This is a genomic window from Bradyrhizobium sp. UFLA05-108 (assembly GCF_059803455.1).
On the sequence record NZ_JBANAZ010000074.1, the window covers coordinates 20,018 to 46,260 of the forward strand.

Here is a 26,243-nt window from a genome sequence, read left to right on the forward strand (position 1 = left end):
TTCCTGATGGAAGGATTCGTCCATCGCGCCGGACTTGGCTTGGGTCAGTTGCTGCTCCACACGACAAGACGCGACCCGCGAGGTCGTCAACTGGGCGACACCACGTATCGGAGAGCTGACGGTTTCCTCGCCGCAGAGGAAATCACTGCGTGGAACCAAGAGATTGGCTGACCGTTGGGCGCTAATGGCCAGCAGAAACTGACGCGCGCTCGCGCCAACAGACTTGACTTCTCAGCTCGGCCTCCACCGCAGGAAAAAGACATGGCCGATGCCGCAAATCAAATTGCCGACCGCATCCCAACCAACCTCATCGTCAATGGCGTCAGGCACACGCTGGACCTCGTTCCCTGGACCACGCTGCTGGACGCATTGCGTGACCATCTTGGGCTGACCGGCACCAAAAAAGGCTGCGATCATGGTCAATGCGGCGCCTGCACGGTGCTGGTCGATGGCCGACGGGTCAATTCGTGTCTTACACTGGCCGTCATGAAGGATGGGGCGGAGATCACGACAGTCGAAGGTCTTGCCAGGGATGGCGCGCTGCATCCTCTGCAACAGGCGTTCGTCGATCACGACGCATTCCAGTGCGGATATTGCACCCCAGGACAGATTTGTTCAGCCGTCGGCCTCCTGTCCGAAGGACGTGCCAGGGATTCTGACGAGATTCGGGAACTGATGAGCGGGAATCTCTGTCGCTGCGGCGCCTATCCGAACATCGTCGCCGCCATCCAACAGGCAATGGGCCGGCCATGATCAATTTCCAGTATTCCCGCGCCGACGACGTCGCTGACGCGATCCTCCTGCTCACCGCCCATCCCGGCGCCAAGCTCATCGCAGGTGGCACCAATCTGATCGACCTGATGAAGGAAAATGTCGAAGAGCCCTCCCGGCTGATCGACATTTCCCGTCTGCCGCTCCGCAAGATCGAGGAGACGGCCGACGGAGGACTGCGCATCGGTGCCTTGGTGTCGAACTCGGATCTTGCCTACCATCCACTGATCGAGCAGCGCTATCCGCTGGTCGCCAGCGCCATCCTCGCCGGTGCTTCGGCGCAATTGCGCAACATGGCCTCAGTCGGCGGCAATCTGCTGCAACGAACGCGTTGCGCCTACTTCTATGATACGGCAACGCCCTGCAACAAGCGAACGCCGGGCGGCGGCTGCTCGGCGATCGACGGCCTCAACCGCAACCATGCCATCCTCGGCATGAGCGCCTCCTGCATCGCGACCAATCCGTCCGACATGAGCGTGGCGCTCGCTGCGCTCGGCGCCCTCGTCCACATCGCCGGTCCGTCCGGCGAGCGCACGATGGCGCTAACCGATTTCCATCGGCTTCCCGGCGACACGCCTCACATCGACACCAATCTTGATACCGGCGAGATCATCACGGCAATCGAACTGCCGCCACGCGGCTTTGCCGGTCATTACAGCTATCTGAAAATACGCGACCGACTGTCATATGCCTTCGCCCTGGTCTCGGTCGCTGCTGCGCTCGAACTCGAGGGCAACGCCATCGGCGAGGCGCGCATGGCGCTCGGCGGCGTGGCGCACAAGCCCTGGCGCAGCCCTGAAGCGGAAGCGGCGTTGCGCGGCCAGGCCGCGACGGCAGATCATTTCTCGCGCGCTGCGGATCTCCTGCTGCAGGGGGCAAAAGCCCATTCGCATAACGGCTTCAAAATCGAGCTCGCGCGCCGCGCCATTGTCCGGACGCTGATGCAGGCCGCAAACGCCACGCCGCAATCCCAGGCTCACAAGAAGATCGCGTGAGGGACCGATGAACGCCTATGTCGGAACACCAACGTCCCGCGTCGACGGCCGGGCCAAGGTCACAGGGGCAGCCAAATACGCCGGCGAATTCGCCGCCGACGGGCTCGTCCATGGCTTCGTCGTCGAGGCCACCATTGCACGGGGCCGCATCACCCGCCTCGACACCAGCGAGGCGCTGAACGTGAAGGGCGTGCTCGACGTGCTCACCCATACGCATCGCCCGCCGCTCGCCAACAAGGACGAGGCCTGGATGGATGAGGTGGCGCCGGACGACGGATCGCCATTCCGTCCGCTCTATGACGACACCATCAAGTTCAACGGCCAGCCAATCGCGCTCGTCATGGCGGAGGACTGGGAAACCGCGAAATTCGCCGCGACGCTGGTGCAAGTCGAATATGAGAAGGAGCGGACATTTGCGACCGACCTCGAAGCCGAGTGCAATAAGGCGGTCAAGGTGAAGGAGCCGCACAAGCCGCGCGGCGACGCCGCAGGCGCCCTTGCCGAAGCGGCCGTGCGGCACGAGGCGGATTACTTCATTCCGACCGAGCATCACAACCCGATGGAGCTCTTTGCGACCACGGCCGTCTGGGACGGCAACGGCAGGCTCACGGTTTACGACAAGACGCAAGGCGTCCAGAACGTCCAAAAGTTTCTCTGCAGCGTGTTCGGCAAAAAGCCCGATACCATCCGCGTGCTCTCGCCCTATGTCGGCGGCGCCTTCGGCTCCGGCTTGCGGCCGCAATATCAAGTTGTGCTGGCAACGCTCGGCGCACTCGCGCTGAAGCGCTCCGTTCGAGTCGTGCTGACGCGGCGACAAATGTACGGGCTCGGCCACCGGCCGGCGACGATTGAGCGCGTCGCGCTCGGCGCCAGGCCCGACGGCATGCTCGAGGCGGTTACGCACGAGGCCACGGCCATCACCTCACGCTACGAAGATTTCTCGCGCAACGACAGCGGCTGGGCGGAACAACTCTACAAGAGCCCGAACAGTCGCTATTCTCACAAGCTCGTCCATCTCGACGTCTCCACTCCTTGCGACATGCGCGCGCCCGGAGCCGCCTCCGGCGTCTGCGCGCTCGAATGCGCCATGGACGAGTTGGCGGTCGCGCTCAAGCTCGATCCGCTCGAACTGCGTCTGAAGTGCTACTCGGATCGCGACCAGAGCGAAGACCTCCCCTACACCAGCAAGCAGCTGCGCGAATGCTACGCCCGCGGCGCGGAGGCCTTCGGCTGGGGCAAGCGCAATCCTGCCCCTCGCTCGATGTGTGATGGTAAGGAACTGGTCGGCTGGGGCATGTCAACAGGCGTGTGGGAGGCGCTGCAGATGCCGGTCGCGGTACGCATCGTGCTGACCGCCAATGGCCATGCCGAGGTATCCTGCGCGGCGTCCGACATCGGCACCGGCACCTACACCATCGTGGCGCAGGTAGCAGCCGATACACTTGGGCTGCCGATCGAGAACATCAGCGTCAAGCTCGCGGACTCGACGCTGCCGCAAGCGCCCGTCGAGGGCGGTTCCTGGATGGCTGCATCCAGCGCGCATGCGGTTCTCGGAGCAGCCGAGGACATTCGCCAGGAGCTCGCGCATCTTGCCGGCGCGATGCCCGGCTCGCCGCTCGCTGATATCGATGCAGCCGACGTCATCCTCGTCGACGGCACGATCGCCAGCAACGGCGAAAAACGCCGTGCGGTCTCGATCGCGGATGCGATGCGATACGGGAAGCTCGAGCGGATCGAGAAGCAGAAGCTCAATCACTTCGCGGAGGACAAGTCGCACGCCCGCAACACGCATTCGGCCGTATTCGCCGAGGTGAAAGTCGACGAGCAACTCGGCGTCATCCGCGTCACGCGAGTTGTGAGCGCGGTCGCGGCCGGACGGATCCTTAACACCAAGACCGGCCGCAGCCAGATCATGGGCGGCGTGGTCTGGGGGATCGGGATGGCCCTGCACGAGGAGACTTTGATGGATCACCGCTACGGCCGGATCATGAACGCGAATATCGCCGAGTACCACATCCCCGTGAATGCCGACGTTCACGACATCGATGTCATTTTCGTCGAGGAGCGCGACGACCGCATCAATAGGCTTGGCGTCAAGGGCCTCGGCGAAATAGGCATCGTCGGCGTCCCCGCAGCAATTGCGAACGCCGTCTATCACGCGACCGGAAAGCGCATCCGCCGCTTCCCGATCACGCTGGACAAGCTCCTCGCCTGATGCGCCAGATCAGTGTTTCGGCAGCGAGGCTTATCGCGTATCCATGCGCGTACGACCTGCGCGCTTTCGCCTGGTGGAGACGCATCGGCGCCACAACGCGTCAGCGGGCCGATCTGCTCGGCAATGATCCACGCCATGGACGAACACCGCGCCCGCATTCACTGGTCGCAGCGCCCACATGCGTCTCTGACAGCACCCCTGGCGCGAGACTCCGTCGCCTCAAAATGGCCGCTTGAGAAATGAGACGCTCAAGCATTGGATCTTCGCTTCCTCGCCTGGAACTACTCAAAGCGAGCGATCGAAAACGAAGTCAAATCGACCCGATTACGCCCGCCGGTCAATTGTTCGGCAACGACATCGCCGATTCCGGCCGAGTGCTTGAAACCGTGGCCGGAACATGCCGAGACCACGAAAACTCGATCGTGACGCGGGTGCCGGTCGATGATGAAACCTCGATCGGGAGTGACGGTATAGAGACAGGCGGCTGCCTGGGCAACGCAGGGCGTCGCACCTGCCAACCGCCCCTTTACATGCGTTCGATACATCTCGGCCGACTCCGCCGGACAGACGTCGCGGTCGATAGTGTTCGCGGTGGTCAGCGTCTCGTACTGCTCGGTGGCAACCTTGATGCGGCGATCGCCCGGCAGTGGAGGAAAGCCGTAGAGATAGTCGACGTCGGTCGCGCCATGCATCCAGATGAAAGCCGGCGCGTCGGGCCCGTAAGCTGCGAGATCATCGAGCTCGTACCAGTGAAGCACCTGACGATTGACCGTCAGAAGACGGTCGAATGGCGCGCCCAACAAGGGCGCCGTCCAGCTACCGGCCGCGACCACCGCCTGCTGTGCCTGGATCGTCCCGCTCGAGGTCTCGATGCGGACCTTGCCGTGCTGGTCGACCGAAAGAACCTCGACGCCGGTGCGGATTTGCGCGCCGAGCCGCATGGCTTGGTTCAGTTGCGCCGCGATGCAGCGCTCGGGAAAAACATAACCGCCGCCCGGCTCAAAGTAAGCCTTCTCGTTTCCGGCGAGGCCCAGGAATTGAGGGAAACGACGGGCGACTTCCGCACCGTCGAGAATCTCGTGCTTGATGCCGAAATCCCGCGCCACCTCGATCGAGCGCGCGACAAAGTCCGGTTTGCCATGGTGCGAGGTAGGTCCCGTGCCCGGCGCCATGACCAGAACTCCGCAATCATTCAGCAGCTTCTCTCCGGTATCCGCTTCGAGCTCGCGCCAGATCCGGTGGGAGTTGAGGACGAGTGGAGCGTAGTCGCTGCCCTCACCGACCGCCTGCCGCGTTATACGGGTTTCCCCGTGGCTCGACCCCATACGGTGCGGGGGCGCGAAACGGTCAACTCCGATCGCATGCGCGCCGCGCTTGGCCAACTGATAGAGGATGGCGCTGCCCATGGCGCCAAGACCTATGACGACGAAATCTGCTTGCTCGGTCATGGAACTGTGGCCGTGTTGAAGTCCGACGGAAGCTGTGGGTGCCTACAAGACTTTGGAGAGGAATTCTTTCGTGCGCGGATCGCTCGCGCGCGTGAAGAACTCTGCTGGCGGTGCATGCTCAACGATACACCCTTGTCGGTGAAATAAATATGGTCGGCGGCCTCACGAGAGAAGCCCATTTCATGGGTTACGAGAATGCAGGTCGTCCCGTCCTCGGCAACCTTCCGGACGGCGGCAAGGACTTCCTTGACCATCTCCGAATCGAGCGTCGCCGTGACCTCGTCGAACAGGATGACCTCGGGCTCCATGCGATTGCGACGCGCTGCTGTTGGCCGCCCGACAGTTCTCCGGGATAGGAGTTAGCCTTGCCTGGCAGACGCATCTCGCCAAGCAGCTTGCGGGCACGTTCCTCGACGAGCGGCCGAGCCTCCTTCAACACCTGAATGGGCGCCATCGCCACGTTCTCGAGCACTGTCTTGTGCGGAAATAAATTGTACTGCTGGAAGACCATGCCGACGCGGTGGCGAAGCTTGATCTTGTCCACCTTCGGATCGTTGACTTTGATCTCACCAACCGTAATGACGCCGTCGCTAATGGGCGTCAGGCCGTATGGTTAGCGCATCAGGAACGACCACGATGACCGAGACCGTCAGCAATGATCGCCCGCCCGTCGATCAAGCGGCAAGATGGCGGCTTTCCGCTCGACCATAGCCGCGTTGCCTACCTGCGGCGACGTGAGCATCGGCGATCGCCGCGCATGGAGTAGAAGCGCACCTTGTTACGGCGCGACGCGGCCGAGGAACGGATCGACCGGATCGTAGACACGTCCTTACGCATCTGTCCGGCATGACGGCGCGCTGCACGCGCGATCTGGCGTCAGGCCCAACATCGACGCGGTCGTCGTGGATCAGCTCCGGCGCGAGGGCGGCGGCGTGCCTCGCCAAGGCCGACGAGTTGAACGAGCCGCCGCTCGGTTGCGCAGGATTGACGCTCCCTCCAGCAACCCGCCTTCGACTGTGGTCGGGAGAGCGGTAGGCCCCGCGGAACTATCGGACGTGCAACTCATTGAGCGGTTATTCATGTAGAGGACCACTCTATGAACCACATCGCCATAATCTTGATCTTACTTGTTGGCGGCTCTTCGCTCGTCTTGGCCCAGAGTGCGGGTGGATCGAGCAGTGGCAGCTCAGCGGCAAGTGGAACTGCGGCCACCGGGTCCACAGGTTATGCGGGCGGCACCCTATCGACCGGGCATACCATAAGCGGCACTGCGGGCTTCTCCGGTCCCAACACGGGCAACGCGCTTAGCCACTCAACAACCGGCGGCGACGTGGATGCTTCCTCGATTACTCAGGCTCCAACCTCGCACGACAACGCGGTGGATACGCCCGCCGCCAATCGGGCAATGAAAAACTTGGGCAACACCGATATTGGCATTCTCAAGAAGTAAACACATGCTGAGAGCCGGCCTCGGTGTTGGCGTTTGCCCATTCTCGGTAATCTCCGCGCGTAGTGTGCAATCTCTACGCAACCTCGCGCTGATGCCCGGCGTATTCCCCGATTATTCTGCGCCCGTCCTACGCAACACCGACGCCGGAAGTAAGATGGTGTTGATGCGCTGGGCCATGCCGCCCCCTCCGGGCTGGGGGCGCGCATTTGCAGAGGCAACCATAACTCGGTTTTAACGATCGACCGCTAGTGCAAATCTGTCGGAGTATTCAAATCGAGGAAGACATGCATTTTCGCTTAGCGGCTTTTGCAACTGCGTTTTTTGCACTCAGTACAGCGGATGCATCTGCTTTTTCGATGAGCTTCCGCTGGTGTGGCGCCGGCCCCTCACCTGTCATCGCGCTTTCTGGCGTGCCAAAGGGAACGACGTCGCTTCAATTCCACATGGATGATCTCGATTACTCGGCTGGAAATCATGGTGGAGGCGTTGTGGCCTACACCGGCCAAAACAGCGTGCCCTGCGCAGCGCTGCAAACGTACAACCCACCGGCGCCGCCAAAAGGCAGCCACCGCTACCAGATGAGCGTTACGGCCCTCGGCTCTGGGAATGCAAATCTCGGAACCGCTACGTTCACTCGAAAATTTCCCGAGTAGTTCGAGCGTCAGCCCATGTCCGAAGTGCCCACTGCCTGATCGCCGCATGAAGCTAACCACCGAACGCCCTTTCGCCAACCCAGAAGCTGCAGCGCGCAAGCTGGTCGAGATCGCCATTGGCATCGAGCCAGTACAGGACGGCCGCACCCACATCGAGAAGATAAACGCGCCGTTCCTCTACACATTGAAGGTCAGTGGTGAGGAGTTCGGCGCCGGCATCAAGATGGCGGTCGAGCGCGGCTGGCTCGAGCTGCACAAGAGCGGGACCTACGTGCGGCTCCTACAACTAATGCGTCCTATCGAAGGTAGCCCGCCATTCGCGGCGGGCTCCAGGCTAAGGGAGAACGCGCCGTGAAGGACGCGGCAAAAGCCTACGACGAGTCGCGCCAATGCGGTGTGTCGCGATCGACACTGTGGACAACAAAGCACTGCTGTCATCTACCGACATAGGGTCGGATCGTCTTTCGCTACCTTCTGACGGGGCGGGCCTTGGCAATTCGGCTGTTTGAAATATGCTGAGCTCCGGCCGTTCTGAGGGAGCGCAGAATGGAACGTCGCGTCACCGCAATCCTTGCCGCCGACGTAGTCGGATACAGCCGTTTGATGGAGTCGGACGAACTCAGGACGTTCGGAAGGCTCAAGGAACTGCGCACACAGTTGGTCGATCCAGCCGTTGCAAGCCACGGCGGACGCGTGGTCAAGCTGACCGGCGACGGGTTTCTGGCCGAATTCGCAAGTGCAGCAAAGGCAACTCAATTTGCCATCGATCTGCAAAAGGCGATCGCCAGGCGAGAAGGCGCGACTTCCGAGAAAGACCGTATCGTACTGCGCATCGGGATCAACCTGGACGATGTCATTCGCGACGACGGCGATGTCTATGGTGACGGGGTCAATGTCGCGGCGCGGCTGGAAGGCATGGCCGAGCCGGGCGGAGTGCTGATCTCGCAATCGGTCCAGGAAAATGCTGCGCTGTCTGTCCAGGCAACCTTCTTCGACAATGGCGAGCGGAAGTTCAAGAACATCGCGCGTCCTATACGGGTCTGGTCGTGGCCGAAGCGACTGACAAGCTTGCGTGCGGAGGGGAAGCCGCGGTTGTTCCTTTGCAAGTTTGAAGCTTCCGGTGAAGCCGAACAACGGTTTGCGAACGATCTCTGTCACGAACTCAACTCTTGTCTCTCACGCCTGACCGGGCTTGAACTTACAGCCAATCGCGCCAAGGCACACTACGTGCTGGAAGGCGCGGTGCACATCGGCGAAAGCCGGCACCGGATTTTTGCGCGGCTGCTGTCGGCTGAGGAAGAGAAGCAGATCTGGTCGGAACGATACGATGAGCACTGCGATAGCCTGTTCGATGTTCTAGACCGTTGCGCGCCAAGAGTGGCCATGAGCGTGCGGCGCCGGGTGGCAGCGGATGATGCCGACAGACTCGCCAATCGTCCCCTGGACGAACTCTCGGTCGAAGAGCTCTTGGCGCTGGCGGGCGTGAGCTTTTTTACGCCGACGAAGGAGGGCTGGCGCGGCGGCGGGGTAATCTCGGAGCAAATTCTGGAGCTCCAGCCGAAAAACTTCATGGCGCTGATGATGGCCGGCTCGGGACTTGGAACTGCAGAATTCCTTTACGGTTTCAGCAGGCCGGACGACGCTGTCCTTAACCTTGCTGTTCGCCGGGTCGAGGAATCGGTGCGGGTGAACAACAAGAGCGACGTAAACCACACTGCGCATTCCCTGCTGCTGCTGTTCGGACGGCACCGGCACCGCGATGCGATAGCCGCGGCGCGGCGCTCGCTTGAACTTAATCCGGACTTCAACATGGCCATGTGGGCGCTGGGTGCCGCCCAGGTGTTTTCGGGCGATCCCGATGCGGGAGCCAAGAGCGCGATGCGGGCTGTCGGCATCGAAACTCGAGATCCTTATGTGCACCTTTACAGTCGGTTCGCAGGCTATGGCCACCTCGACGCAGGTCGCCTTGATGAAGCGAGAGCCTGGTTCGAACGGGCTAACCAGTTGGCTCCTGGCGTGGGCCCCAACCTGGCTGCCCTAGCAGTCACCTGCTGGCGCGCGGGCGATCACCAATGCGCGCAGAGTACAGTCGAGGCCCTTCTGGAGCACGAACCGGACTTCTCGGTCAGCGGCTGTTGTCCGCTTCCTTATCGTGGTGCAGCGCCATGGCTGACTTTTGCCGAAACATTACGCGCGGCCGGCGCCCCCGCTTGAAGTCGTCATTCATCCCCACAATAATGGGCGCGCTGCCGACGCTCGACGCTCATATCCACACCGCACACGGTCAGACCGCCGCATAAAACTCACCGTCGAATGCCCCTTCGCCAGCCCCGAAAGTCGCCGCGCGAAAAATCGTCGAGATCGCGGCTAGGAGTTCGGTTGCTGGGGGCACTACGAAAAGAGACACCCGCCCGAAGGCGGGTAGCGCAAGGTTACAGGGGCTGCCAATATCACTCAGTGGCACAGCTCTCTGCCGTGCTCTTTGAGCTAGGCCGCGTCCGGCCCACGGTGAGTTGGCTGAGATCCGCCGAAGCCTCAACTATCCGTGGTTTTGGGCGCGGTGTCAGAACCGCGATCTGATGGGGAGAAGCGGGCATATCCGCCGATACCAGCGTTGGCGTAGGCGAACTCTCTTCAACCCGGGCTCCTCCCAGCACTGCCACTTGCAGCCGCGAGATCGGGAAGCCCGTCACTTCAAAAGTTGGAAAGCGCAAAGTGCACGCGCGAGCTTGATGGGTCGTCGCACCTGCCACGGAGGCGATGGCGGTTGCGATTAAGAACAGATTTCTCATGATGATACCCCTCTTGGATTAGAGATATTTCCACCACGAATTCCGTAATCACTTTAGTTCTGAGCCAGTCGCGCAATATGTGAACTCGTTCACTGGCGACACCAATTCTGTTTGCAATTACTGCTTGTTTGGGAGTGTCAGTGGCTCCGGGATGCCTACTCACAGCGCCCAGTCCTAAGCCTGTCGCCGGGTGATATGTTAGAGTCGCTAGTTGGTGCGGTCTGTCCGATAACTAACGTTCGCGCAGAGAATTTCAGCGCAATGCCCCCGACATAACTTTGCGAGACTCGGTAGCGGCCGGACCAACGTTAAACTAGAGAAGGATGTCCCGCGAAACATAGGCGTGCATCTGGCACATGTGACCAAACGGAATGCCAGACCGGCCCGGCGACCGGAGTTCTGCGAAGGCACCAAGACGGCAGTCGAGCGCGGCTGGTTGGAGCTGCACGAGAGCTAACGGGACCTACCCGTTAGAAATTAGGAGGGCGACACACGCAATCAACGTTGCCGTACTGAGCGTGACTACGACAAGGGCTCGTTCGCTTTGGGTTTGAAGTTCTCTGTCATCCATCATGCCCAACGCAAAGTTGCGCATTTAAGTTTCATTTCGCGCGAGGAACTCGCAACAGCTTATTCTGGTGGGCGCAGTCCCGAAGAACGCAACCACCCATCGATCCGGGCGGCGACGTCAGCGTCATGGGCCTTCTTCAAAAGGTCCTCACGCTCCCTACCAGGTGGTAGTTGTTTTGCCTTTTCTCTTGCTAGCCGGGCTTCCTTGATCAGTCGTTCTCCGAGCGCTTTGTCTGGTTTGAACCGCAGGCGTTTCACGATGTCCTCCTGTCATGAAAATCGCTCCACTCAAAAACGCTCTGGAGATGCAGACGTTCGGGCGGGAACATTCTAGGCGTTCGCTCCACCTTTGGACCGCTACAGCTCCACGGCGAAACCGGAATTGGGGCAGTACTGTTAACGGTAATCACCCGGAGTCCACTTGGCATTTAGATACCGATAGTTTGGTTGCCGCCGGGGCTGGCATTTCATCCCGAACAAGATTGCAACCGGCAAAAGGGGTCGCTGAAAAGCGGCCCCTTTCGAGTCGAAGATCTGCCGTCGATACCTATCGGCCCATGCGTATGGCGTACGAGCCCTGTCTCGCGGCCGCGGGCAAGCAGGTCCCGTCTGGACCGGAGTGGTTTCACGAAGTCAAGCACATGGCTACCGGATGCTCGTGATCCGGGAGAACGAGCGCGTGCGCCTGCTGTCTCGCAACGGGAGCGACTGGACGAAGCGGTATCCGTGGATCGCCGAGGCTGCTCTGGAGAACCGGCAGAAGCACTTCGTCATCGATGGCGAGGCCATATGCGGAAGACGATTATTGCCACCCTAACAGCAGCGGTGGTACTCGCAGGGGCGGCTAGCGTTGCATATGCCCAATCTAGCGGATCCGGTAGTGCAGGTGCTGGCGGAGCTGGTGGTGCCGGCGCAGGGGTCGGCACCGGCGGATCGACGGGCATGGGCGGCTCGTCCTCGAGTGCAGGAGGCGCCGGGGACTACTGGTTCTGGGCCGGGCCTAGTGGCACAACTGGCTCGGCTGGCGGATTACAGAAGGCGCTATTCACCGAGGCAGCGGAGAAGATCCGACTCGGCGCCGGAGGCGATACTGAAAGACTGATCTAGTGGGCCCGCCAGCAGAACCGGCGGGCCGTGTTCTCGCCATCGCCTAACCCAACGGGCGTACTCTGCAATAAGAAGGCCGTGCGGTCTATGCCGTACGACCGCGGTTGCGACTGTCCAGCCCTCCCGGATTCCGTCGCCGCCGCTAAGTTAGTCGCCAATTCCTGTTAGGAGCCGTCACTAGCGGCTCCTCTTCCCACAGCCGCGAGGACACGGCTACTGCTTTTAGGAACGAAGACTTCGGGACCAGGTTGCCAACTCGGTGCTTGCCCCTCACAAACAGGCACCATCTCTGCGTGACGAAGGCCCCAGCTTATCCCCCGAAGCTGGGGCCTATTCTTTGCAGTCCACCATGCCCGCAATTTGAGAAACGAAATGCTCTCAGCAAATCTTGCACATCTGGAGTTTCTCAGAAGGTCGCTGTCGAGCGGCCAAGGTGAGCCCTGGGCAGTGCCCAAACTTTGCTTGCTATTTACCATCAACGGCGATCTTTTCCGGCGGTGGCTCTCGCCGAAGGCTGCACCTCCGCTTGACCGGATTGCTCTTCGGGCCAGACAATTCCAATAATCGGTCTGCTAAAGCGACCTCGGATCCAACCGTCCCATCCACCGAGCCCTCCAGCCACGTTACGGAAGGCGGCGACTTGATCGGCTACTTGATCAGCTCCGGCGGCCTGAAGGCGCTGCACTCCAATCTCGTGGGTCACGTTCATTCAAACCTCTGACGCCTTCGTCTGGGAAAAACAGCCCGTCTAAACAGATGCGGCGATCACTTCTTGTGAATTGAGGCCAGTCTGTTGTGGGGATGCGCCAAGCCGTAACGATGACCCGCTTCGCAGCAGCGGACTACTATTGTGGACCCGCGCTCGGAATGGACGGATGGGATCGACACTCCGGGCACGCCGACCGACGCCGCGCTGTCGAAGGTCAGTTGCATCGACTGATCAAAACGGCGGCGGCGCTCGCCGGCACGAGCGACCGATCGGGCGATTAGGGCAATGGGAACGGCACCGGCGGGAATTTCCGTCGAGACATATCCGGAAAGCCTCCACCCCGCCACTAGTGCCATCGTGATGACGTTCTGCGGCAGCGATGCAGTACTCTAGCGGCGAAGAGTGATGCCTTCCCCCGATGCATCGGGCCCTCAGGAGGGGACATCCCAACTTGATCTATGTCAAAGTTTCGGTCCGGCAGCGTTCGACGTTAGTACAACGGTCGGCAGACATGTCTTGGGATTATTTCAGCGGTTTCTGGCCGGCGCAGCGCTCGCAAAATGAGAACTGTACATGCGTAAGGTTGGTTTTGCTAACGACCTCTCATCGATACCAAGCTCCACTGGAGGAATAGCGCGGCTCGTTTGCGCCCGATTGCGGACGGCGGGAAGAGATCTAGCTCCGATCATGTTGGGGTCAGGTTTAACAACCGTGGACCTTGAGGACCGCAAGCGTCGCCTTCACGCAAGCGCCCAAGTTAAGGTGCTCGAACTCGCCGCCAAAGAATTACAAGACGATTGGCTCGGTTTCCATTTGGCTCAAGATTTCGAACTGGGTGAAATCGGCTTGGTTTACTACGTCATGGCCTCGTCAGATCGCCTCGCCGATGCGTTAGGAAACGCGGAGCGCTATTGCGCGATCAACAACGAAGGGGTGCGACTGCGGGTTTCTTTAGAGCGTACGTTTTCCATCGGTTTCGAATATCGGAATATCGATCGGCTCTCCGATCATCACCATATAGAATTCTGGCTTGGTACCTTGGTTCGCATTTGCCGGACCCTGACCAACAGCAGGCTTGCTCCAAAGCAGATTAAGCTAAGACATGTTAGGCCGAAGACGCCGCCGGACTTCCGATCTCATTTGGGATGCGCCATCAGCTTTGAGGCGGATACCGACGAGATATTATTTCCCGCACCGATCGGCGCGTTGCCCGTGGTTGGAGCCGATCTCCATCTCAACAAGCTGCTGCTTCAATACGCCGATGAAGCTCTCGGCAACCGAGCGCCCCGACAAGCGAGCATCCGATCTCGCGTTGAAGATCAGATCGCGCAATTGCTTCCGCACGGCAAGGCCAATGCGTCAGAGATTGCCCGCCGGCTTGGTATGAGCCGCCGCACCCTTTCTCGTGCATTGTCCGACGAGGATACAGCCTTTTCTGGCGTGCTTGGGGAGTTTCGGTGTGCGCTTGCCCAACGCTATCTCCGGGAACGGGATCTTCCGATTTCCGAGGTCGCTTGGCTGTTGGGCTATAGTGAGGTTAGCTCCTTCACACATGCCTTCGCCCGCTGGACTAGCTCGACGCCAACAGCGTTCCGCAATCTATGAGACGTTCGCTGAGCTTCGGCGCCACGCTGGCCCAAAATCTCAATTTTTTGGCGCATGATAGCAAGCTTTGTTTGGCCGCAATGCGCTAACGCCCGGCGCTATGCAAGCACGACAAAAAGCGGCTGCGATAATCAACACACTCGCAGGAAAGGATCGCGGTTCACTAGGGCGCGGCTTCAGACTCCTGAGGCGATATGACCCGTTGTTCCTGGCTTCGGTTGTTTGGCTCGCCGCTTGGTTAGCTGCGATGGTCTGGATGTTGTTCAGATTGTAGCCCGCCCGGTCTTACGGGCTAACATCGTGCTTATTGCAGCCAGATCGCTTTTCCGGATGTTTTATTGTGAGCAGCGAAGCCGTATGCCTGATTTGTAGCCAACCCCGAGTGCTCAAGGGCGCTTTTCCTGTCGCAAGGGGTTACGACCTAGGATTCTACGAATGCGTCAGCTGCGGCAGCGACCTTTGGCTTGTTGCCAGAGCGTCCAAACCATCGGTGCCTAAGCTACGGAGGGGACGACCTTCTCGCGGTCAACAGCTCAAGGCAATTGACGCAGCGCTAAAGAAATTTGCTCGGATCGCAGTTGCTCCAAAACAGAAAGGCCCGCCAGCGTGAACAGGCGGGCCTCGTGTTCATCGCCCGAGCCGAGAGCGGTGCATTTCGGGCCCTATAGCAGCCGAACCAGCGCCTATTCGCTCTCCTCGTTGAGGACTAGAGTGCCGAGTCCGAAGAACGTGACGCCGCCGACCCAGAGAAGTTCAAGCGCGGTCTCGATTGCCGAGGTCTCGATCGGAGCATCATGCGAAAAGGACACGACCACGAACACCAAGTTCAGAACCAGGCCGATCCAGCCGCAAGCGAAGAACAGCAGTTTGAATAGGGGTTTCATGATCCCCTCACGCTCGCTATCCGCCGTACCGCCGTACGCATCGCTTGAGACAAACGAAACACTTACGCGCGCGCGTGGTACACCCACCTATGGGGTGTAGCCTAATATCACGCCGACACCGTGACGGAAACGCAGAGCACGTGGGCGCTAATCTGGACCGATCGCAGTTCATCCCATCTTGGCCGACGTCGTATGAGTTTCATCGCCCGCCGGCCGACTTGTCTGAGGCCATCCGGCGATATAACCCCCCTGGGAGCGGCTTCCAGAATCTTGGCAGCCACATGCGTGCGTGCACCGCTCACGCAGGGAAACGCTGCTGCAAACCTCGTCGAGGACCGCACGCAAAAGCGCGGTCGTGGCAGTATCGAACATGGGAACCCCACTAAAACCCTTATCTTGGGGCAATCGCTCGACGTTGAAAAGTGTCAAGCGGACAAACAATCGTAGTGATTTTATACCCTTGGCTGGCCCCGGCAACCGCACCGGCCCGATTGGCGCGCGATCAGCTGCCCGTATTGAGTTTCGTACGCTCGCGCCATCCGGATAGCGGTGAAACGTTCTTCGAAGCGGGCGCGCACCTTCCGTCTGTCCAGTCGTGCAACCTCCTTGACGGCGTCAACAGCCTGCCTCTCGCTGTCGACGATGACGCCCGTCACCCCGTCGTCGATCACCTCCGGAACCGAGCCCGAGCGATAGGCGATAACAGGCGTTCCGCACGCCATCGCCTCGATCATGACCAGGCCGAACGGTTCGGGCCAATCAATTGGAAATAGTAAGGCGGCGGCCTGGGCAAGGAATGGCTGCTTTCTTACTTCATCGACCTCGCCGATCAACTGAATAATCTCGCCATCGATACGAGGCTCGAGCTTCTTTTTGAAGTAAGCGCTCTCGGCACGCGGTATCTTTGCAGCGGTGCGCAGTGGCTTTCCCGCTGCGCTCGCTATGCGGATCGCATCTTCCGGACCTTTCTCCGCCGTGAGCCGTCCGAGAAACGCCAGATGATCCTTCTGCGTGCCACGGCCGAAACAGGTTCGAGGGCAGTCCGTGCTGGATCGTGCCGCTCCAATTCGTCTCCGGAAGTGGTAGGCGTTGATGGTCGGAAATCGACACGAAGCCCGCGCCAGGAAATTCCCGCATCACGTCGGAAAGCCCCGGCAAAGTCGAGCCGACCATGCATGGTAATGAGGAACGGCACACCCAGCCGACTGAGCAGCGGAAGCGGCAGCCAGTCGATGTGCGCGTGAATCACATCGAATTCTTTCGCGCGCTTGGCGATTGCCTCCAGCTGCAGCGCTAAGGCCGCGTTTGGATCGGCGCCCTTCCGCCCGAGGCGCAGCGCGCGCGGCCATACGGGCTGAAGCTTCCCTTTCGTCCGGGAATCGCCGCTCGCAAACAGCGTGACGTCGTGCCCCAGTTCGATCAGTTCATCCACCAGCCACGCCACTACTCGCTCCGTGCCGCCGTAGAGCTTAGGTGGGACGCTCTCGGCCAAGGGAGCAAGTTGGGCGATGCGCATCGATTTCCCCTAGACTGGAAGCACGGCCCGAAAGACGAGGATGACCGCTGCGGATAGGAGCTCCGAGATAGCGAGCAACGTCCATCCCGGCCTCGCACTGTCGAACGTGACTCGTTTGACGAGCCCCTCCACCAGACTCAACATTCGTCTTCGGGAAGGCGCTCCAGGTAAGCCAGGCCGAACCCTGTCAGTTCTTCGGCGTCGCTCACACGCGCTTCCCATCTCCCTTGCAGATGTCGCTCAAGAAGGCAGCGTCGCCTGTCCGCGGCATCGACCTCGCGATGCTTCGCCCGAAACAGGGACCAGACCGTATCCACGGCCGCTCGCAACGGGACATCGGCGACCATTTGCGCTCCGCGAAAAGTGACGTTGTCGCACGGCAACTCGTCTCAAGGGCGGGAGTTTCCGGTTTTTCCCTTATACTTCCGGCTAGGGACAGCACAGGCCGCGGCGTCCTCGTTAGGCCGGCGGGAGCAACCGATCACCACGTTCCAGAGAAATCACGACGATCGAAAGCCAATCGTCTTTCCGTCGGCCTGCGCACCAGCTTCGCGGACCGCTTCGCACGAGACCTTTGTCGTGCGACTGTCTGCGCAAGCGGCCTCTGGCCTTCAGTCTTCGGCGCCGTCGCCTCGGTCATCGCTGCTAAGGGTTCTGAAGAAGATGAGTTCGCCACTTCCGCCGCTGGTGTCATCGGCGCGACCATCGCGGGGCTACTCGTATCGAGCACGATTTTTTCGGGAAGTCTCCGCGCCGACCGAATGCGAATGATCGTCTTATCGAAGTCCGCGGACTGGGCATGATCAACCGAGGCAGGAAGATATCCGTCGGCGGCAAAGAGCAGCGCGGTCAAGACAAGGCCGACGAAAACGAAGTATCTGATGATCGGCATGGGCCGCCGTTTTGTCTAAGTTTCGTATTTTCGTCGATTGCCGGGGCGCGCGACGGTTTCGCGGCGGGTCGCCTCCTCCCCGGCCCGCCGCGACGGATCTTAGTCCACCTCCTGGACAACAGTTCGGGTGGCCGGATCCACCAGCATCACGCGCTCTCCGGAATAGACGTACCGATACTTGGTGAGCGACGGCCCCCATTCCGATGGCACCGCTTCGAGCTCTACGCCGCTTGGCACCGGGGATCCGACGGCGATCTTCTCGCGCGTCTCGACCGGACGGATCTTGTGCTCAGTTACGTAGCTCCGAATCTTTGTGCGGTACTCCGGCTCGATCTGCACTACGGCGGTATGTCCGGCCCCGGTCGTCGTGACTGTGGACTGGGCAAACGCGCCTGTCGAAATCAGCGCTGCCGCCGCGGACAGCAGTAGCAACTTCCTCATGTCATTCTCCTCGCCGCTGAATGCGGTCGGCGCGAAAACCACCATTAGTGCCAATCGTTCCCTGCGCTTGACGGGAGACGTGCCACTTTTTCCCTGCGAGCCCGCGGAACCGAACAGGTGTTGCCAGATTGCATTTGGGGGGACGAGGGTCGATCCCACCCTCATGACCGTTGCTGCTCTCAAGAATGGAGGAATCATGCGCACGTCCGATGTCGTGGAGTTGCGTCAAGAGGCAGGAATGGCAACGAAGTTGGAAGACGAGGCATGGACCTGGCGCAAACAGCGCCTCGCGCGACCGAAGTTTTCGATGAGAGGCGTCCAGGTCGTTCGGCTCCCGAGACGGCGGTTATCGCGTCCAGCGGTCGGAGCAGTCGTCAGCCGTTCTTAAGGATCGATCTCACCTCCCGTACGGGCCAAGATTCGCCTGCGCGTATGACCCGGACAATGCCGCCGGCGCCGACGAGAGCATGAGAGCCGACGTCGCCCTTCGTCACGACAAGGTCAAGCTCGGTTTCCGGCTTCCAGTTGAGCGTGACGTCGAGATCGCCCGGAAATATCTGCCAGCGCGAGCCATCGTCGAGTTCGACTATGTGACTCTCGGAATGCGACCTGATCTTCATGGCATCTCGATCGACCGTGCGGCACCGGACATTGGTACGTTTTCAAGACATCCGCGGGTCCAGACGAGCCCGTAGCCCGCGGAGTGAATACTCACTTTTGACCGGACCGCGCTTGAGCATTGGCCTTGTTCGGATCCGACTTGTTCGCCTCGTGATGGCCGATCACGCAACCGGCCGCTGCGCCACGCTTACCGTGGCCCGCCACGTGGCCCGCCGCCGACGATGGCTCCCTTGATGCATCCTTTTGCCTCGGCGGCTCCAGAGGAGATGAAAGCAAAGGCGACAGGCAACGGCGAGTATGGACCTAATGACAAACTCCGAACGTCGATCTGACGATTCAATCGCCACACCCACCGTCAGTTCCTCGTCTTCGCGCAGAAGATCGAAAGGAACGAGCATCAGGCGCGCTCCGTTACACCGCATCGATGTTTCTAAATGAGGAGGATTGCGATGGAAACGGAAAGGCGTGAAACAGGAACGCTGATCGGCAGCGACAAGGTCGAGGGCACCGCAGTGTACGGCGCCGATAACCAGAAGATCGGCTCGATCGAGCGTGTGATGATCGACAAGGTCAGCGGTAAGGTATCGTATGCCGTTCTCGGTTTCGGTGGCTTCCTGGGAATCGGCGACGATCACTACCCGCTGCCTTGGCAATCCTTGAAGTACGACACGAACCTTGGCGGATATCGATCCAATCTCACCGCAGAACGGCTGCAGGGAGCACCGAAATACGGCAATGACAACGACTGGAATTGGGAGGACCCGGGACGGGCGAGAGCGGTGAACGAGTACTATTCCGGATTCTGACCCTCGCCGGCGACCTGGCCGAGATCAACCTACGACAGGGGCGATGCCGCAACGACTACGGCATCGTCCCCCGCGTCCATCGCGCACCTGTTAGCAAGCTGACTCAATCCTCTTGCGGTCTAATTCGATTCTCCGAACCCGCTAGAGAGAACAGGAACGGCAGCCGGTTGCGATCATTGCAAAAGGAGAAGTCAAATATGGGAATATTCACCAAAGACATAAAGTCAATGGAAGACCTGCTGATCCACGGCCTCCAGGACATCTACTATGCCGAGCAGCAGATCGTGAAATCGCTGCCCAAGATGATCGAGAAGTCGACCAACCGCGACTTGTCGGCTGGTCTCAAGAACCACCTCGAAGAGACTTCAGCGGCTGCAAAAGGTCTTCGAGAAATTTGGCATGCAGCCCAGTGGGGCGCAATGCCCGGCGATCGACGGCATCATCAAGGAAGCGGATGGAACGGCGGCCGAAATCGAAGACAAATCGGTTCTCGATGCTGCTATCGTTTCGAATGCGCAAGCTGTCGAGCATTACGAGATGTGTCGGTACAACACGCTCATCGCCTGGGCCGAGGAACTTGGGCACGAGGACATCGTGCGCTTTTTGACGACAAACCTCAACGAAGAGAAGGCCGCGAACATCAAGCTCAACACGGTCGCGCAGCGCAAAGGCGTCAACAGAAAGGCCTCAAGCGCGACCTGATCCGTCATCAACATGGAGGAGCTCGGTGACCATCGAGCTGGACCATCGACTTCGTCGTCTTCTTTGCAACAAACATTTCCAACATCGCACATGACCCACCTCACAAAATTACCAAGCTGGGCGGATAAGGAGAACATCTACGCAGTAGTCGAAACGCCGCGTGGGAGTTCGTGCAAGCTCGATTACGATCCGAAGCTTGGCGCTTTCAGCTTGGCGAAGCCTTTGATGGCCGGCCTCACTTACCCTTATGACTGGGGCTTCATTCCGTCGACCAAGGCCGAAGACGGTGATCCACTCGACGTTTTGATCATCCATGATTCGCGTACCTATCCTGGCGTCGTATTGCGCTGCCGGCCGATTGGCATTTTGGAGGTCGAGCAAAAGAGTAAAGGCGCGAAGGAGCGAAACGATCGCATCTTCGCTGTACCCGACCGGTCGCCCCTCGAAGCTGATCTGAAAGATATCAGACACCTCCCCTCTCGCGCCCATGACGAACTGGAGCAGTTCTTTCTTGCGACCGATGCGCTCGAAAACAAGGAACTGACGTTTTTGGGATGGCATGGGCCGACCCGCGCCGCGAAGACCATCAAACGTCTCGCGCGCTAAAGGCGCCTCAATGGGCGCATTGCCCCCTGGGGCGGTCAAGGCTGTTTCGGCGGAAACTCGTTAGCGCGCGACAGGACCGCCATTTCGTCGGTTTCGAGCGCGATCTTCTGCGCGAGCATCACATCACCAACTGCTAGAGCACGCGCGGGAACGAAGCACCAACCCTTCTTCGCCTGCCCTTGTTCATCGATCTCCAAAACATTCCTCATCGTGCCCTGGCAAATTCGATATCGTCGCCCCGTGTGACAGCCTGTGACATCGAAGTGACCTTGGGTATCGAATTGCGCCCGCTGCTTAGGCGATAACCATTCTCGCAAAAGGCGAAGCGCACGGGCTTCAGGAGGATTTTGCTCGATGAAGCTCCAATAGAGCCCACGAAGCGCGCGCCACCGCGCGCGACTGCCAAGGCGATTGCGTCTGAACCAAAACATCTACCCTGCAGCGAACAGGCTAGCCACCGACAAGGCGCGGATAGAACAATGTCTCGTCAACGGCCGGATCAAACGTCCGAACGATGTTGAGATCGCCTGTCGCCGTTCGCGTGGCAGCTGTAAATCCTTGGCCGGTCAGCTTGCGAAAGCGTCGCTCAGCCCCGGCCACCCCCTTGGTGTCAGTTTGGTCAAAAAAATGTCTGCTGTCGCCTGTGTGGTCCATAACGATCTGGGTAGCCATCGAGGAAAGCTCCACAATTCCTAGCCCCCGACGCGTAGAACCTGGCGGCGGCCCCTACTGTTCCGAGTTCTGGAAAATTTCGCTGTCCGCCCATCTGGCGGGCGTCTGGCGTAAATGCCTTGCGTCCACTTTGAGGCACAGCGTCTACTGATCTGAACCTTACCGCTTGTGACCAAACCGGCCATTCGAAAACGATACTCTGGACAGGCTGTCGTGCCTGGGGATCGTTGCGGCTAGACAAACTGGGGCGCCGCCATGGACCTCGGGGGTTGGCTGCGGAGGCTCGGTCTCGAACAATATGAGGCAGCGTTCCGCGAGAATGTGATCAACGACACAGTCCTCCCAAGCTTAACGGCGGAGGACTTGAAGGATCTTGGTGTCGGACTTGTCGGGCATCGCCGTAAGCTACTCGATGCCATCGCGTGCCTTACGAGCTGAACCGGACGCACCGTTGCCCCTCAGCGACGCTCCTTCCGATACTCGCAAAGTCAATAATGACGCCGGGGAGCGCCGCCAGATTACGGTGATGTTCTCGGATCTTGTCGGTTCGACGTCGCTCTCCGTACGAATGGACCCGGAAGACCTGCGTGAGATCATTTCGGCGTACCAGACGTGCGTTGCCGATACCGAGCGCCGCTTTGGCGGCTTCGTCGCGAAATATTTGGGCGATGGCGTGCTCATTTATTTCGGTTATCCCTGAGGCGCACGAGGACGACGCCGATCGGGCCGTGCGCGCCGCTCTGGAAATGATTACTGCACTTGGCGCGCTTAAATCGTCCGTCCCATTACAGACCCGCCTTGGTATCGCGACGGGGGTTGGTGGTTGTTGGCGATCTCGTCGAGGCCGGGGAAGCGCAGTGCCGACTTTGCGAAATTGCACGTCGACAGCAGGCGAGGTCTTGGGAGCTGAGCGCTGCGACGAGCATGGCGCAGCTTTGGCGCGACCAGGGTAAACGCGACGAGGCTCGCGATCTGCTCGCTCCGGTCTATAACTGGTTCATCGAAGGCTTCGACACCGATGATCTGAAGAAGGCCAAAGTCATGGTCGACACGTTGGTGTCATAGCCCGTCCTATACTCCTGCGATTTTCGAGATCAGATCCCGTCGACATTTTCCCGTCGGTTGCCGACATCCGACCGGCAGCATTCGGACGCTTGTGATCGGCGGCAACGTCACCGGCTGGGTTATCCGAGGCGGCGGCACGCCGACCATGATGGCTGTCCGCCGCTCGTTACCTTCGTCCGCGTGTTTGCTTTGCAAAGATGAGGACCGACACGAAGGCGGCGAGCGCGAGGCTATCGACTACTAGCGTGAATTTTTCCATTGCATGGCAATATGAGTTTGTTCCTGCCGCCCGCGGTGCTCGGTCGCAGCTTCGCGGCTCTATCAGGACAATATCGAGCCGCTGTTCACTCCTTACGAGTGACCATCACCTAATTCCTTCGATCAGCTTCCTCCAGCCAAGTACATCGTTCCCCATCAGCAGCAAAACGCCGAGGGCAGCTAAGTGGTGTGGCAATTCGCAATCGGGACGTGCGCTCATATCGGTTACAAACGAGCCGACCGCATTTTTAAGATCGTCTCGGTTGAGATAATCGAAGGCTCGCTGCTTGCAGCGCCCGACATATTTGTCGCGCGGCATGTCAGTTATCAGGGAACGATCCACTTTCATCTCTCCAGCTAATGATTGTATCCGGCAAGCAAACGTTGAAACAAAAGAGAGTTGCCTGTCTGTCCGATAAGCAACAAACAGACGCGTTTCGGTCGCAGTGTGGGAATTGGGATACAGATCATCAGCGCCATGCGCTCAAAAGCGTGCGCAATGCGTCATAAAACTTTCATTTGGAGCGACTGCACAGGCCTGCGAGCGCCAATTTCAGAGATTGAGCCAGACGTGTTCCGCGTGGCCTGACGAATGGGTCGCGGAAGATTTGGTCAGCAAGCAGCGCGAGCGAATCGCAGCGGCCCGCAGAAGTCGAGTGTGCGGAGCTGGGTTACGGGCTATCGCAGTAACGAATATCTGCCAGAACGTTTGCCGAAAATTATAATCACAAGTCGTGCGTCCCACCTACATTTCCGCTTTGCCCAGATAGCGACCAAACTCCGCAACGCCGCGAAGTGACGCGAAGGGTCAGGAACAAGGACTCAAAGCGAAGGTCATCCACCGCGCGCTTGAGGCCGCTGGTCCAAGCAATGGAAAGTAAGTAGCGCCCTCCATGAAGGTCCGATGGGATGGCTGCGCGTTGCCACAGCGGCTATCTCGTTTCCGGCGGCGTGGAGCGCTCGCTCACGCAGATACCTTAGCGACCGGCAACGGTTTCAGCTGGAATCGGTCCACAATCCCAAACCCATCGACTCTCATCGCCTGGTCCTCTCAGCGGGCCGCCGCCGGCGCGGGCCCGCCTGGCGCAGAGCCGGCCATCTCTAGTCGTGGACTAACTTTAAGCGTCAAGGCGACGAGGCCACCGACCAAGGCGCAACCGCCCAAGACCAGCAGCCCGGCGGTGAAGCTGCCAGTCGCATCTTTGAGGTAACCCATCAGGAAAGGTCCGGCGAACCCGGACAGATTGCCGAGCGCATTGATCCCCGCGATCCCCGCCGCAGCCGAAGCTCCCGTCAGGAACGCGCTGGGTATCGGCCACAGCAGAGGGGGCGTCGCGGAAACGCCGATCTGGCTCAGGCAGAGGAAGCCAAGCACCAGCGCCGGGGCGGAGACGAGACCCGCGCCGGCCAGACCGACTGAGGCGAGAAGCATGGCAAAGCAAACGTGCTCCCGACGCTTCAAGGTGCGGTCGGAGTTGCGGCCCAGGAGGACCATTCCGACGGCGCCAAACAAGAACGGCACAGCGGACAGCAGGCCGGTCTGGAAGTTACTCACGCCGAAGTCCTTGATAATCGTCGGCAAGAAAAACGCCACACCATAGCTCGCCGCGTTCAGACAAAAATAGACGAACGCGCAAGCAAGGACACGGAGGTCGGTGAGCGCCTTGACGATGCCTAGGTGCTCGACAGCCACCTTGTGCTGCCTTTCGGATTCTAGCCGTTGTTCGAGCCAGCCCCTCTCGTCGTTGGCGAGCCACGTCGCAAGCCCCGGCCGGTCAGTCAGGTAGAAGATGACCCCGAAGCCCATCAGGATCGACGGCAAGGCTTCGAGGATGAAGAGCCATTGCCAGCCATCCAGTCCAGCGCCGACGATGTTCAGCAGAGCCCCGGAAATCGGGCCGCCCACAATCGACGAGAACGGTATTGCCAGCATGAACAAGGAGACAACCCGGGCGCGGTAGACCGAGGGGAACCACAGTGTCAGGTAGAAAATGATCCCGGGAAAGAAGCCCGCTTCGGCGAGACCGAGCAGGAAACGGAGGATGTAGAAAACCCACTCGGTCGAGATCCCGGTAGCCGCCGAGATCGAGGGGATGAAGGCGAACAAACCAGAGATGACACCCCAGCTTAACATGATGCGGGCGATCCAGAGCCGAGCGCCGAACCTGTCGAGCGCAAGGTTGGATGGTACTTCAAACAGGAAATAGGAGATGAAGAACAGGCCCGCACCGAAGCCGTATGCAGCCTCCGACAGGCCAAGCGCCGAGTTCATTTGTAGTTTGGCGAAACCGACGTTCACCCGGTCGAGGTACGCGACGAAGTAGCAGACGAAGAGGAAGGGCAGCAGACGCCACATTATCTTGCGGATGGTCCTTGCTTCGATCTCGTCCATGGCACCGTTACCTCCGTGTCGGTCGGGCTTAGGCGGCCTGCCCGGATCACTTTGAGGGCACTCATTTTTGCTCCCAATCGGTTGTATCTGATCCGATGGGTATCAACTTGCGCGTCGTCCGTGTGACCGCATTTTCTGGATGGCAAGGTCAATCGTTCAAAGCCAGATCGTGCAGACAACGCCGGTGCACCGCAGTACAGACTTCACGGCTGCCGTCGGCGCTGGATCTCACTTAGGGACAGGCTTTCCGATGCTGCACTACGATGCAAGCTAAACACGATCTCGGTTGCAAAACCCCAAGTTCCTTCGCGTGATTTGGTTCCCTCACCCCAGCTTCCGCGTGAATCTAAAATGAGCGACGATGGGAGCACACAGGAGAACAATATGACAATCTACATTTCGCAGGGGCGGTACACACCGGCGGCGATCCGCGCAATGACCGCGAAGCCGGAGAACCGTTCTGAGGCGATTGCTGAGATGCTCGCCGCCGCCGGCGGTCGTCTAATCAGTTGGTACCTCACCTTGGGTCGGTATGACTGGCTGATAGTAGCCGAAGCACCCGACGAACGTACGCTGGTGTCGGCCGTGCTTGCGGCGGCAGCTGGCGGAAGCTTGTCCGACATAACCACGACGGTGGCACTGTCCGCCGACGATACAGTAAAGGCTTTCGGTCAGGCGGGTGAGCTTGCGAAGAAATTCAGATCGGCCGGAGCTGACTTCTATGGGGTGCCGATCGAGTCGGCTCGCGAAATCGCATCGGACACAAAGTAGCCGAACCTCCACACGCCACGTGGATGGCCGAGACTATGCCTACGGGAGTTCGTAAAGCGGGTGGCCAATCGCTTCCGGTCTTACCCGATGGGCGGACATTCTTGGTGTCCGTCGGCAAGTCTCAGAAGGGGCCCATCAGCGAAGTGGCGGCACGCCTCATTGAGGTCCGGTCAGTGGAGCATAGCGGACCAGATTTGCTCTCACTGAGTTCTTCGCATTTTGACCGGTGGACTCAACCGGTCGGTGCAACACTCTAATCTTTTAGCAGAGATGGAGTGTGGACATGAAGCAGCGACGTCGCA

Annotated in this window: 25 protein-coding genes and 4 pseudogenes; 16 read left to right on the forward strand and 13 right to left on the reverse strand. The window is 59.8% G+C overall.

Annotated features, from left to right (window positions below; genetic code table 11):
- Positions 1–261 precede the first annotated feature (261 nt).
- Genes SO140_RS37280 through SO140_RS37290 form a run of 3 tightly spaced genes read left to right on the forward strand, consistent with a single transcriptional unit; the run spans position 262 to position 3,981 of the window.
- Positions 262–753 (forward strand): (2Fe-2S)-binding protein, encoded by a 492-nt coding sequence (locus tag SO140_RS37280; protein ID WP_449382767.1) that lies wholly within the window; start codon positions 262–264, stop codon positions 751–753.
- Positions 750–1,766, forward strand: a complete 1,017-nt coding sequence (locus tag SO140_RS37285; RefSeq protein ID WP_449382766.1) for an FAD binding domain-containing protein — start codon at positions 750–752, stop codon at positions 1,764–1,766. Before SO140_RS37280 ends, SO140_RS37285 begins: the two co-directional genes overlap by 4 nt.
- Before the next feature lie 7 nt (positions 1,767–1,773).
- A complete protein-coding gene (locus tag SO140_RS37290) occupies positions 1,774–3,981 on the forward strand; it encodes a xanthine dehydrogenase family protein molybdopterin-binding subunit (protein ID WP_474798219.1) in 2,208 nt (735 codons plus the stop codon).
- Positions 3,982–4,262: 281 nt separating this feature from the next.
- On the opposite strand, the gene solA is transcribed toward SO140_RS37290, so the two are convergent.
- Both solA and SO140_RS37300 read right to left on the reverse strand, forming a co-directional pair.
- Complete coding sequence (gene solA, locus SO140_RS37295) at positions 4,263–5,429, reverse strand: N-methyl-L-tryptophan oxidase (protein WP_449382764.1); 1,167 nt, start codon at positions 5,427–5,429, stop codon at positions 4,263–4,265.
- A gap of 42 nt (positions 5,430–5,471) precedes the next feature.
- A pseudogene (locus SO140_RS37300) lies at positions 5,472–6,033 on the reverse strand (amino acid ABC transporter ATP-binding protein); the annotation flags it as partial.
- Positions 6,034–6,525: 492 nt separating this feature from the next.
- On the opposite strand from SO140_RS37300, the gene SO140_RS37305 reads away from it, so the two are divergent.
- The 6 genes from SO140_RS37305 (at position 6,526) to SO140_RS37330 (ending at position 14,315) form a co-directional block, all read left to right on the forward strand.
- On the forward strand, positions 6,526–6,879 hold the full coding sequence (locus tag SO140_RS37305; protein WP_449382763.1) for a hypothetical protein: 354 nt from the start codon (positions 6,526–6,528) through the stop codon (positions 6,877–6,879).
- A gap of 284 nt (positions 6,880–7,163) precedes the next feature.
- Positions 7,164–7,532: a YbhB/YbcL family Raf kinase inhibitor-like protein gene (locus tag SO140_RS37310; protein WP_474798216.1), complete on the forward strand. Its 369-nt coding sequence runs from the start codon at positions 7,164–7,166 to the stop codon at positions 7,530–7,532.
- A 46-nt stretch (positions 7,533–7,578) separates the two neighbouring features.
- Positions 7,579–7,887, forward strand: coding sequence for a hypothetical protein (locus SO140_RS37315; protein ID WP_449382761.1), 309 nt, complete (start codon positions 7,579–7,581; stop codon positions 7,885–7,887).
- Positions 7,888–8,078: 191 nt separating this feature from the next.
- Positions 8,079–9,746 (forward strand): adenylate/guanylate cyclase domain-containing protein, encoded by a 1,668-nt coding sequence (locus SO140_RS37320; RefSeq protein WP_498543819.1) that lies wholly within the window; start codon positions 8,079–8,081, stop codon positions 9,744–9,746.
- A 1,800-nt stretch (positions 9,747–11,546) separates the two neighbouring features.
- Positions 11,547–11,711, forward strand: a complete 165-nt coding sequence (locus tag SO140_RS37325) for an ATP-dependent DNA ligase (RefSeq protein WP_449382759.1) — start codon at positions 11,547–11,549, stop codon at positions 11,709–11,711.
- A 1,572-nt stretch (positions 11,712–13,283) separates the two neighbouring features.
- Positions 13,284–14,315 carry an AraC family transcriptional regulator gene (locus tag SO140_RS37330; protein WP_449384327.1) on the forward strand — a complete coding sequence of 344 codons (1,032 nt, stop codon included), beginning with the start codon at positions 13,284–13,286 and terminating at the stop codon, positions 14,313–14,315.
- A 683-nt stretch (positions 14,316–14,998) separates the two neighbouring features.
- On the opposite strand, the gene SO140_RS37335 is transcribed toward SO140_RS37330, so the two are convergent.
- From SO140_RS37335 to SO140_RS37365, 7 genes and pseudogenes are all read right to left on the reverse strand, one after another.
- Positions 14,999–15,199, reverse strand: a complete 201-nt coding sequence (locus tag SO140_RS37335; RefSeq protein ID WP_449384326.1) for a hypothetical protein — start codon at positions 15,197–15,199, stop codon at positions 14,999–15,001.
- A gap of 452 nt (positions 15,200–15,651) precedes the next feature.
- Positions 15,652–16,715: pseudogene (locus tag SO140_RS37340) on the reverse strand (glycosyltransferase family 4 protein).
- A gap of 137 nt (positions 16,716–16,852) precedes the next feature.
- A complete protein-coding gene (locus SO140_RS37345) occupies positions 16,853–17,062 on the reverse strand; it encodes a hypothetical protein (RefSeq protein ID WP_449384325.1) in 210 nt (69 codons plus the stop codon).
- A 134-nt stretch (positions 17,063–17,196) separates the two neighbouring features.
- Positions 17,197–17,607, reverse strand: a complete 411-nt coding sequence (locus SO140_RS37350) for a hypothetical protein (protein WP_449384324.1) — start codon at positions 17,605–17,607, stop codon at positions 17,197–17,199.
- A 99-nt stretch (positions 17,608–17,706) separates the two neighbouring features.
- The gene (locus tag SO140_RS37355) at positions 17,707–18,048 is read right to left on the reverse strand and encodes a DUF1236 domain-containing protein (RefSeq protein WP_449384323.1); all 342 of its coding nucleotides are present in this window, start codon (positions 18,046–18,048) and stop codon (positions 17,707–17,709) included.
- Between the two features lie 374 nt (positions 18,049–18,422).
- The gene (locus SO140_RS37360; RefSeq protein ID WP_449384322.1) at positions 18,423–18,668 is read right to left on the reverse strand and encodes a hypothetical protein; all 246 of its coding nucleotides are present in this window, start codon (positions 18,666–18,668) and stop codon (positions 18,423–18,425) included.
- Between the two features lie 91 nt (positions 18,669–18,759).
- A pseudogene (locus SO140_RS37365) lies at positions 18,760–18,958 on the reverse strand (hypothetical protein).
- 160 nt (positions 18,959–19,118) lie between these two features.
- Between SO140_RS37365 and SO140_RS37370 the strand changes: the two are divergent.
- The 3 genes and pseudogenes from SO140_RS37370 (at position 19,119) to SO140_RS37380 (ending at position 20,783) form a co-directional block, all read left to right on the forward strand.
- Positions 19,119–19,475, forward strand: coding sequence for a PRC-barrel domain-containing protein (locus tag SO140_RS37370; RefSeq protein ID WP_449384321.1), 357 nt, complete (start codon positions 19,119–19,121; stop codon positions 19,473–19,475).
- 227 nt (positions 19,476–19,702) lie between these two features.
- Positions 19,703–20,177, forward strand: a pseudogene (locus tag SO140_RS37375) (YciE/YciF ferroxidase family protein).
- A 90-nt stretch (positions 20,178–20,267) separates the two neighbouring features.
- The gene (locus tag SO140_RS37380; RefSeq protein ID WP_449384320.1) at positions 20,268–20,783 is read left to right on the forward strand and encodes an inorganic diphosphatase; all 516 of its coding nucleotides are present in this window, start codon (positions 20,268–20,270) and stop codon (positions 20,781–20,783) included.
- Between the two features lie 35 nt (positions 20,784–20,818).
- On the opposite strand, the gene SO140_RS37385 is transcribed toward SO140_RS37380, so the two are convergent.
- Both SO140_RS37385 and SO140_RS37390 read right to left on the reverse strand, forming a co-directional pair.
- Positions 20,819–21,214, reverse strand: coding sequence for a hypothetical protein (locus SO140_RS37385; RefSeq protein ID WP_449384319.1), 396 nt, complete (start codon positions 21,212–21,214; stop codon positions 20,819–20,821).
- Between the two features lie 19 nt (positions 21,215–21,233).
- The gene (locus SO140_RS37390) at positions 21,234–21,455 is read right to left on the reverse strand and encodes a hypothetical protein (protein WP_449384318.1); all 222 of its coding nucleotides are present in this window, start codon (positions 21,453–21,455) and stop codon (positions 21,234–21,236) included.
- A 255-nt stretch (positions 21,456–21,710) separates the two neighbouring features.
- On the opposite strand from SO140_RS37390, the gene SO140_RS37395 reads away from it, so the two are divergent.
- The 3 genes from SO140_RS37395 to SO140_RS37405 all read left to right on the forward strand — a co-directional run bounded on the left by SO140_RS37395 (position 21,711) and on the right by SO140_RS37405 (position 22,520).
- Positions 21,711–21,893: an SAM domain-containing protein gene (locus SO140_RS37395; RefSeq protein ID WP_449384317.1), complete on the forward strand. Its 183-nt coding sequence runs from the start codon at positions 21,711–21,713 to the stop codon at positions 21,891–21,893.
- Complete coding sequence (locus SO140_RS37400) at positions 21,841–22,155, forward strand: adenylate/guanylate cyclase domain-containing protein (RefSeq protein ID WP_449384328.1); 315 nt, start codon at positions 21,841–21,843, stop codon at positions 22,153–22,155. Before SO140_RS37395 ends, SO140_RS37400 begins: the two co-directional genes overlap by 53 nt.
- Positions 22,156–22,271: 116 nt before the next feature.
- Positions 22,272–22,520, forward strand: coding sequence for a hypothetical protein (locus SO140_RS37405; RefSeq protein ID WP_449384316.1), 249 nt, complete (start codon positions 22,272–22,274; stop codon positions 22,518–22,520).
- A gap of 364 nt (positions 22,521–22,884) precedes the next feature.
- Here the strand turns inward: SO140_RS37405 and SO140_RS37410 are convergent, their stop codons facing one another.
- Both SO140_RS37410 and SO140_RS37415 read right to left on the reverse strand, forming a co-directional pair.
- Complete coding sequence (locus tag SO140_RS37410) at positions 22,885–23,121, reverse strand: hypothetical protein (protein ID WP_449384315.1); 237 nt, start codon at positions 23,119–23,121, stop codon at positions 22,885–22,887.
- A gap of 708 nt (positions 23,122–23,829) precedes the next feature.
- Positions 23,830–25,170: an MFS transporter gene (locus SO140_RS37415; RefSeq protein ID WP_449384314.1), complete on the reverse strand. Its 1,341-nt coding sequence runs from the start codon at positions 25,168–25,170 to the stop codon at positions 23,830–23,832.
- A 384-nt stretch (positions 25,171–25,554) separates the two neighbouring features.
- Here SO140_RS37415 and SO140_RS37420 point away from each other — a divergent pair, with 384 nt between their 5' ends.
- Positions 25,555–25,941 carry a GYD domain-containing protein gene (locus tag SO140_RS37420; protein WP_449384313.1) on the forward strand — a complete coding sequence of 129 codons (387 nt, stop codon included), beginning with the start codon at positions 25,555–25,557 and terminating at the stop codon, positions 25,939–25,941.
- Positions 25,942–26,243 lie beyond the last annotated feature (302 nt).

What these genes read in the sequence shown, in the direction of transcription:
- SO140_RS37330 (WP_449384327.1), top strand. Translation starts at nt 13,284, where the DNA reads ATGCGTAAGGTTGGTTTTGCTAACGACCTCTCATCGATACCAAGCTCC.
- SO140_RS37345 (WP_449384325.1), bottom strand. Translation starts at nt 17,062, where the DNA reads ATGGTCGCCGATGTCCCGTTGCGAGCGGCCGTGGATACGGTCTGGTCC.
- SO140_RS37385 (WP_449384319.1), bottom strand. Translation starts at nt 21,214, where the DNA reads ATGTTTTGGTTCAGACGCAATCGCCTTGGCAGTCGCGCGCGGTGGCGC.
- SO140_RS37355 (WP_449384323.1), bottom strand. Translation starts at nt 18,048, where the DNA reads ATGAGGAAGTTGCTACTGCTGTCCGCGGCGGCAGCGCTGATTTCGACA.
- SO140_RS37315 (WP_449382761.1), top strand. Translation starts at nt 7,579, where the DNA reads ATGAAGCTAACCACCGAACGCCCTTTCGCCAACCCAGAAGCTGCAGCG.
- SO140_RS37350 (WP_449384324.1), bottom strand. Translation starts at nt 17,607, where the DNA reads ATGCCGATCATCAGATACTTCGTTTTCGTCGGCCTTGTCTTGACCGCG.
- SO140_RS37280 (WP_449382767.1), top strand. Translation starts at nt 262, where the DNA reads ATGGCCGATGCCGCAAATCAAATTGCCGACCGCATCCCAACCAACCTC.
- SO140_RS37370 (WP_449384321.1), top strand. Translation starts at nt 19,119, where the DNA reads ATGGAAACGGAAAGGCGTGAAACAGGAACGCTGATCGGCAGCGACAAG.
- solA (WP_449382764.1), bottom strand. Translation starts at nt 5,429, where the DNA reads ATGACCGAGCAAGCAGATTTCGTCGTCATAGGTCTTGGCGCCATGGGC.
- SO140_RS37335 (WP_449384326.1), bottom strand. Translation starts at nt 15,199, where the DNA reads ATGAAACCCCTATTCAAACTGCTGTTCTTCGCTTGCGGCTGGATCGGC.
- SO140_RS37390 (WP_449384318.1), bottom strand. Translation starts at nt 21,455, where the DNA reads ATGGCTACCCAGATCGTTATGGACCACACAGGCGACAGCAGACATTTT.
- SO140_RS37320 (WP_498543819.1), top strand. Translation starts at nt 8,079, where the DNA reads ATGGAACGTCGCGTCACCGCAATCCTTGCCGCCGACGTAGTCGGATAC.
- SO140_RS37380 (WP_449384320.1), top strand. Translation starts at nt 20,268, where the DNA reads ATGACCCACCTCACAAAATTACCAAGCTGGGCGGATAAGGAGAACATC.
- SO140_RS37395 (WP_449384317.1), top strand. Translation starts at nt 21,711, where the DNA reads ATGGACCTCGGGGGTTGGCTGCGGAGGCTCGGTCTCGAACAATATGAG.
- SO140_RS37290 (WP_474798219.1), top strand. Translation starts at nt 1,774, where the DNA reads ATGAACGCCTATGTCGGAACACCAACGTCCCGCGTCGACGGCCGGGCC.
- SO140_RS37360 (WP_449384322.1), bottom strand. Translation starts at nt 18,668, where the DNA reads ATGAAGATCAGGTCGCATTCCGAGAGTCACATAGTCGAACTCGACGAT.
- SO140_RS37420 (WP_449384313.1), top strand. Translation starts at nt 25,555, where the DNA reads ATGACAATCTACATTTCGCAGGGGCGGTACACACCGGCGGCGATCCGC.
- SO140_RS37325 (WP_449382759.1), top strand. Translation starts at nt 11,547, where the DNA reads ATGCTCGTGATCCGGGAGAACGAGCGCGTGCGCCTGCTGTCTCGCAAC.
- SO140_RS37305 (WP_449382763.1), top strand. Translation starts at nt 6,526, where the DNA reads ATGAACCACATCGCCATAATCTTGATCTTACTTGTTGGCGGCTCTTCG.
- SO140_RS37310 (WP_474798216.1), top strand. Translation starts at nt 7,164, where the DNA reads ATGCATTTTCGCTTAGCGGCTTTTGCAACTGCGTTTTTTGCACTCAGT.
- SO140_RS37285 (WP_449382766.1), top strand. Translation starts at nt 750, where the DNA reads ATGATCAATTTCCAGTATTCCCGCGCCGACGACGTCGCTGACGCGATC.
- SO140_RS37415 (WP_449384314.1), bottom strand. Translation starts at nt 25,170, where the DNA reads ATGGACGAGATCGAAGCAAGGACCATCCGCAAGATAATGTGGCGTCTG.